The following is a 5,958-nucleotide window of genomic DNA, read 5'->3' on the forward strand; positions in this document are numbered from 1 at the left end:
GATGCCCGCCGATCTGCGCCGCGCCCATGCTGCGCTCGACCGCGCGGTCGACCGCCTCTACCGCCCCGCCGCGTTTGAAACCGACCGCGACCGGGTGGAACATCTGTTCGGCCGCTATGAGGCGCTGGTCAATCCGCTGGAACGGCTGGGTGCGGCAAAGAACCGCCGTGTGGCGCGCAAGGCCGGTCAGGATGTGGGCGAGGCTTAGGGCAAGAGCCCTTGACCGTGACCTGTATCACGCCTCCCCCTTGAGGGCCGATGATTTCAGGTCGTAATCCCGATCTCCGTTCGTTTCGAGCGAAGTCAAGAAACCTGGGCGCGTAGGTTTCTCGACTTCGCTCGAAACGAACGGAGGTTGCTGTTTGACGCCGACATTCTTAATAAGGCGCATCCCCATCCCGCGCCGGGATCGCGCCACGGCGACCGATATTCCATCCCGCCAGCCGATGCCCGGCCAGCGCGGCGTCCGCCGGTGTCACGCCGCTCAGTCGGGCGTGCAGATAGCCGCCGTTGAAGGCATCGCCCGCGCCGCTCGAATCCACGACGTCCAGCGATCGGGGAATGGGCACCACCTGCCCGTCGACCAGGCAGCCATCGCCGCCCAGCTTGACGATGATCTCCCGGCCCTCGCCCGCGCCCCAGCGGGTCGCGGCATCCTGCGCATCGTCCGCCTCGCCCATTTCGACTTCGTCCGCCAGCGTGGGCAGGCCGATATCGGCGAGCGCGATCGCCCGGTCGCGCCAGTGCCGTGCGGTGGCCGCATCGTCCCACAGGCGCGCCCGATAATTGCCGTCGAACGCCACCTTGCCGCCGCGCGCCCGCACCGCCGCGCACAGGTCCAGCAACGCCTCCCGTCCTTCATCGGGCAGGATGGCGAGCGTGATCAGCGAAAAATAGAGCAAATCCGATTGCGCCGCCGCCGCGACCATCGCTGCGCTGCCGGGCAGCACGAACATCCGCCGCGCCGCCGCTTCGCTGCGCCAATAATGGAAGCTGCGCTCGCCGCTCGCATCCGTCTCGATCGCATAGAGGCCCGGCAACCGATCGGCGGCGCGCAGCACGAGCGACGTATCCACGCCCTCGGCTTCCCATGCCGCACACAGCTCGGCGCTCATCGGGTCGTTGCCCATTGCGCTTGCCAGCCGGACCCTGTCGCCCGACCGGGCCAGATGCACGGCGGTATTGATGACATCGCCGCCATAGCGCAGGTTCCAGCTGTCGCCCGTCCCCCGGCTCAGTTCCAGCATGGCTTCGCCAATCACCGTGACCGTCACACCCTCGCCCATGCCCACATCCCGTCCAGCCAAACCCGTCTATGCCGGGGCGTGGTGGCGCAGAGCGGCCGTCAAAGTCAACCCATCCCACCGTTCGCATCTCCGCCTTCCTACCATGTGGAACGATCGGGCGGCTTTGGCGTTTGCCTGAAGGCAAGGGGATGACGTCATGATCATGGCGTCCTGATCGGGAATATAATGAACAAGGGTCTATCCGGTTATACGGGCAACCGCTTCGAACTGCTGGTTCAGAGCGTTACCGACTATGCCATCTACATGCTGGATGCCGACGGCGTGGTGGTCAGCTGGAATGCGGGTGCGGAGCGGTTCAAGGGCTATGCCGCCGACGAGATCATCGGCCAGCATTTCTCCCGCTTCTACACGCCGGAAGATCAAGCCACGGGCATTCCCGCGCTTGCTCTCTACACCGCCGACCATGACGGCCGGTTCGAAGCCGAAGGCTGGCGCGTCCGCAAGGACGGCACGCAATTTTGGGCCAATGTCGTCATCGACCCCATCCGCGATGCGCAGGACGGCCAATTGCTGGGCTTTGCCAAGGTCACGCGCGACCTGACCGAACGGCGCGCGGTGCAGGAAGCGCTCCGCTCCAGCGAAGAGCGGTTTCGCCTGCTCGTCGAAAGCGTCACCGACTATGCGATCTATATGCTCGATCCGGTGGGCACCATCACCAGCTGGAACATGGGGGCCGAACGCTTCAAAGGCTATAAGGCCGACGAAATCCTCGGTCAGAATTTCGCCCGTTTCTATTCGGAAGAGGATCGGATGGCGGGGCTGCCCTCGCGCGCGCTCCATACCGCCGAACGCGACGGCCGGTTCGAAGCCGAAGGCTGGCGCATCCGCAAGGATGGATCGCGGTTCTGGGCCAATGTCGTCATCGACTGCATTCGCGATCCCCATGGCCAGTTGCTCGGCTTTGCCAAGGTCACCCGCGACCTGACCGAACGGCGCGAATCGCAACAGGCGCTCGACGCCGCGCGCGACGCTATCATCCAGACGCAGAAAATGGACGCGATCGGCAAGTTGACCGGCGGCGTCGCCCATGATTTCAACAATCTTCTCGCCGTCATCGTCGGCAGCCTCGACCTTGCCCGCCAACGCATGGCAAACGGCGCGGATATCAGCCGCTATCTCGACAATGCCATGGCGGCGGCTGAACGCGGCGCGACGCTGACGCAGCGGATGCTGGCCTTCGCCCGCAAGCAGGAACTGAAACTGCAAAGCGTCGATCCGGTCGCACTGGTGCTGGGCATGGCGGAACTGCTGCAAACAACGCTGGGCGGTGCGATCGACATCGAAACCCGCTTCCCGATGTCGCTTGCCAATGTCCATGCCGACCCGGCGCAGCTCGAACTCGCTATCCTCAACCTGGCGGTCAATGCGCGCGATGCCATGCCCAATGGCGGCGATATCATCATCGCGGCGCAGGGCTGGACCATTGAACAGGGCGACCGGCCAGACCTGTCGCCCGGTGCCTATGTCGAACTGTCCGTGGCCGACAATGGCGAAGGCATGGACGCCGCCACGATCGAGCGCGCCCGCGAACCCTTTTTCACGACCAAGGGCGTCGGCAAAGGCACCGGCCTTGGCCTGTCGATGGTGCATGGCTTCGTCCAGCAATGCGGCGGATCACTCACCATCACCAGCCAACCGGGCGAAGGCACGACCGTCTCGCTCTGGCTCCCCGTATCACAAGCCGGTCCCGCTGCCGATATCATAGCGCCCGTCGATTACAGCAATAACCCCAGCGTCCCCCTCGTCATCCTAGCGGTGGATGATGACGAACTGGTGCTGACCAACACCGCCGGCATGCTGGAGGATCTGGGCCATACCGTGTTCCGCGCATCGAACGCCGCCGAAGCCTTGCGGATGCTGGAGCAAGGCGATGTCGATCTGGTGGTCACCGACCATGCCATGCCGGGCATGACCGGCGCGCAGCTTGCCGACAGGATCGATCAGATGCGGCCGGGATTGCCGGTCGTCATCATCACCGGTTTCGCCGAATTGCCACCCCATGCCAGCCGCCGCCCGCGCCTCGACAAGCCGTTCCGGCAGGCCGAACTGGCACGGATCGTCGCCACCGCCGGACATGCCGCCGCCGCCGCGCGCACGGCCCATCTCCTGCCGCCGGTCGACGGCGAATAGCGGGGCAGCAAGGGATCGACCGACCGCTATCATCGCGCAAACATCGGAAAATTGCGCGATTTTGGTCGCTCCGCCCTTGCAAGCAGGGGCGAGTTCGCCAAAGGGAGTGACAAACACCCCACCTTCTCCTCCGGCCAGCAGGACTGCATGGACACGCCCACCGCCCTGACCCCGACCTCGCATTTCTTCACCTCGCTCCGCACCCGGCTCCACTATCTCGATTGGGGCAATAGCGCCGCACCGGTCTTGATCCTGGTCCATGGCGGCTTCGATCATGGGCGCAGCTGGGACTGGACGGCACGCGCGCTGGCGAAGGACTATCATGTCATCGCGCCGGACCTGCGCGGCCATGGCGACAGCGCCTGGTCGCCCGACGGCTCCTATATGATGGCCAATTATCTCTATGATCTGGCCCAGCTGGTCGACCTGCTCGACCGCCCGCCCGTCACCATCGTCGGCCACTCGCTCGGCGGATCGATCGCGCTGCGCTATGCGGGCCTGTTCCCGGACAAGGTCCAGCGCATCGTCGCCCTCGAAGGGCTTGGCCTGTCGCCTGATCGGTTGAAGGAAAAGGCCGAGGAAGCATCGCTCGACGTCTGGCGGCAATGGATCGACACGCGCCGCGCCAATGCCCGCCGCACGCCCAGACGCTATGCCACGATCGAGGCTGCGATCGGCCGCATGCGCGAACGCAACGAGCATCTTTCGGTCGAACAGGCCCTTCACCTCACCATCCACGGCGTCAACCGCAATGAGGATGGCAGCTTCAGCTGGAAGTTCGACCCTTATCTCAGCAGCGCCGCGCCGCAGGCTGGCTCAGACGCGGACCTGCCCGATTTCTGGTCGCGCATCACCTGCCCGACCCTGCTGTGCCTTGGGCAGGACAGTTGGGCGTCAAACCCGGCGAAAGACGGCCGCATGGCGCATTTCGCCGATGCGCGGCTGGTCGAATTTCCCGATGCTGGCCACTGGCTGCATCACGACCAGTTCGACCGCTTCATCGCCAAGTTGCGCGCCTTCCTATGAGGTGAAGCCGTCGATCGCCGACCGATATTGCGCCTTCAACTGCGCGATGAAGTCGGCGGCGGGCTGTACCTGATCGATCGCGCCGATCCCCTGGCCACATCCCCACACGTCGCGCCACGCCTTCTTGTCGCCCCCGGTCATGCTGGCAAAGTCCATTTCGGTCGCCTTGGGCAGATTGTCCGGATCCATGCCCGACGCGACAATGCTGGGGCGCAGATAATTGCCATGGACGCCGGTGAACACGTCGGAATAAACGATGTCGCCCGCGCTGCTGTCCACGATCATCTGCTTGTAGGCACCATCCGCATTGGCCTCGGTCGTGGCGATGAAGGGCGACCCCATATAGCCAAGGTCAGCCCCCATCATCCGTGCCGCAGCGATCGCGCGCCCCGTCGCGATCGACCCCGACAGCGCCAGCGGCCCATCGAACCAGGCACGGATTTCCTGCACCAGCGCGAAGGGCGACAACGTACCGGCGTGGCCCCCTGCCCCGGCCGCCACTGCGATCAGGCCATCGGCACCCTTTTCGATCGCTTTCCTGGCGAACCGGTCGTTGATCACGTCGTGCAACACGATGCCACCATAGCTATGCACCGCGTCATTCACCCGCTCCTGCGCGCCCAGCGACGTGATGATGATCGGCACCTGATATTTGACGCACAGATCCAGATCCTCGTCCAACCGGCTGTTGCTCTTGTGGACGATCAGATTGACCGCGAACGGCGCATCCGCGTCCGTCAATTCCGTGCCCAGTCGTTGCAGCCATTGTTCGAACATGCCCGACGGCCGGGCGTTGAGCGACGGAAAGGCACCGACAATCCCTGCACGACATTGGGCGATCACCAGTTCGGGCTGCGAAATGATGAACATCGGCGATCCGATCAGCGGCAGCGACAAGCGGCCTTCGAGCGCAGACGGCAGGGACATGGGCGGACTTTCCTCTCTCTTTTGCCCCACCGCGCTATCATCGCGCAGCGTCGCGAAAAAGAGCAAAAGGAACTGTGTTGATAACATAATACAGTTGTGGTAGCGTCGCTGGGTCGAAACCGACAGGAGAGCTGGACGATGTATAGCGAAGGCGACTTGCAGGATGCCGTTACGGCGGGCGTCCTGTCACCGCAGGCCGCACAGGCGCTGCGCGATCATGTCGCACAACTGCGCGCCAGCCCCGTGGTCGATGAAGAAAGTTTCCGCCTCCTGACCGGCTTCAACGACATATTCGTCGCCATCGCAGGCATCATCCTGCTCGTCGCGGTCGGCTGGCTCGGCAACAGCGTGCGACTCGGCGCGGCGGAACATCATCCCTCCTTCATGTCGGGCGCGCTGGTCGCGGCGGTCAGTTGGGGGTTGGCGGAATATTTCACCGGGCAACGGCGCATGGCGCTGCCCTCCATTCTGCTGCTCGCTGGCTTTGTCGGCGGTGTCGCCTTCGCGCTGGGCGCGTTGGCGGCACAGGTCTTTCCAGACGTTGGCGACCGGGCATCTTCGCTGATCC

5 protein-coding genes and 1 pseudogene are annotated in these 5,958 nt (G+C 64.4%); 4 read left to right on the plus strand and 2 right to left on the minus strand.

What is annotated here, in order from left to right; all coding sequences use genetic code 11:
• A partial coding sequence (locus IL54_RS23425) for a type IIL restriction-modification enzyme MmeI (RefSeq protein WP_193378912.1) occupies positions 1–208 on the plus strand: 208 nt, incomplete at its 5' end.
• A gap of 169 nt (positions 209–377) precedes the next feature.
• Here IL54_RS23425 and IL54_RS19740 read toward each other — a convergent pair.
• Complete coding sequence (locus IL54_RS19740) at positions 378–1,286, minus strand: sugar kinase (protein WP_037479775.1); 909 nt, start codon at positions 1,284–1,286, stop codon at positions 378–380.
• A 186-nt stretch (positions 1,287–1,472) separates the two neighbouring features.
• On the opposite strand from IL54_RS19740, the gene IL54_RS19745 reads away from it, so the two are divergent.
• Positions 1,473–3,437 (plus strand): hybrid sensor histidine kinase/response regulator, encoded by a 1,965-nt coding sequence (locus IL54_RS19745; protein WP_052027811.1) that lies wholly within the window; start codon positions 1,473–1,475, stop codon positions 3,435–3,437.
• 147 nt (positions 3,438–3,584) lie between these two features.
• Positions 3,585–4,463: an alpha/beta fold hydrolase gene (locus IL54_RS19750; RefSeq protein WP_037479776.1), complete on the plus strand. Its 879-nt coding sequence runs from the start codon at positions 3,585–3,587 to the stop codon at positions 4,461–4,463.
• On the opposite strand, the gene IL54_RS19755 is transcribed toward IL54_RS19750, so the two are convergent.
• Positions 4,458–5,390: an NAD(P)H-dependent flavin oxidoreductase gene (locus tag IL54_RS19755; RefSeq protein WP_037480533.1), complete on the minus strand. Its 933-nt coding sequence runs from the start codon at positions 5,388–5,390 to the stop codon at positions 4,458–4,460. The two genes, IL54_RS19750 and IL54_RS19755, sit on opposite strands and share 6 nt — an antisense overlap.
• Before the next feature lie 138 nt (positions 5,391–5,528).
• On the opposite strand from IL54_RS19755, the pseudogene IL54_RS19760 reads away from it, so the two are divergent.
• Positions 5,529–5,958: pseudogene (locus tag IL54_RS19760) on the plus strand (hypothetical protein); the annotation flags it as partial.

Origin of the sequence: Sphingobium sp. ba1 (genome assembly GCF_000743655.1) — a bacterium.
Taxonomy (GTDB): domain Bacteria; phylum Pseudomonadota; class Alphaproteobacteria; order Sphingomonadales; family Sphingomonadaceae; genus Sphingobium.